Raw genomic sequence first — 692 nt, 5'->3', positions numbered from 1 at the left:
TACATCCTTGAGTGAAGGCCGATAAAGGCGAGTAAAGAAGCGACAAATAAGAATAACCCGGCGTTGGCACTGTTGCAAATAGTCGGTGGTGATAAACTTATCATCCCCTTTTGCTGATGGAGCTGCACATGAACCCATTCAAAGGCCGGCATTTTCAGCGTGACATCATTCTGTGGGCCGTACGCTGGTACTGCAAATACGGCATCAGTTACCGTGAGCTGCAGGAGATGCTGGCTGAACGCGGAGTGAATGTCGATCACTCCACGATTTACCGCTGGGTTCAGCGTTATGCGCCTGAAATGGAAAAACGGCTGCGCTGGTACTGGCGTAACCCTTCCGATCTTTGCCCGTGGCACATGGATGAAACCTACGTGAAGGTCAATGGCCGCTGGGCGTATCTGTACCGGGCCGTCGACAGCCGGGGCCGCACTGTCGATTTTTATCTCTCCTCCCGTCGTAACAGCAAAGCTGCATACCGGTTTCTGGGTAAAATCCTCAACAACGTGAAGAAGTGGCAGATCCCGCGATTCATCAACACGGATAAAGCGCCCGCCTATGGTCGCGCGCTTGCTCTGCTCAAACGCGAAGGCCGGTGCCCGTCTGACGTTGAACACCGACAGATTAAGTACCGGAACAACGTGATTGAATGCGATCATGGCAAACTGAAACGGATAATCGGCGCCACGCTGGGA

1 protein-coding gene is annotated in these 692 nt (G+C 53.2%); it reads left to right on the top strand.

Features of this window, described 5'->3' with window-relative positions; genetic code table 11:
* Positions 1–128 precede the first annotated feature (128 nt).
* Positions 129–692, top strand: a 564-nt coding sequence (locus G3R49_RS19940) for an IS6-like element IS26 family transposase (RefSeq protein ID WP_048256323.1), incomplete at its 3' end; no start/stop codon positions are given.

It is taken from the genome of Shewanella sp. WXL01 (assembly GCF_012263345.1).
Classification (GTDB): domain Bacteria; phylum Pseudomonadota; class Gammaproteobacteria; order Enterobacterales; family Shewanellaceae; genus Shewanella; species Shewanella maritima.
The sequence above is the reverse complement of the archived record's forward strand: the minus strand, read 5'-3'. Positions and strand labels throughout refer to the sequence as shown.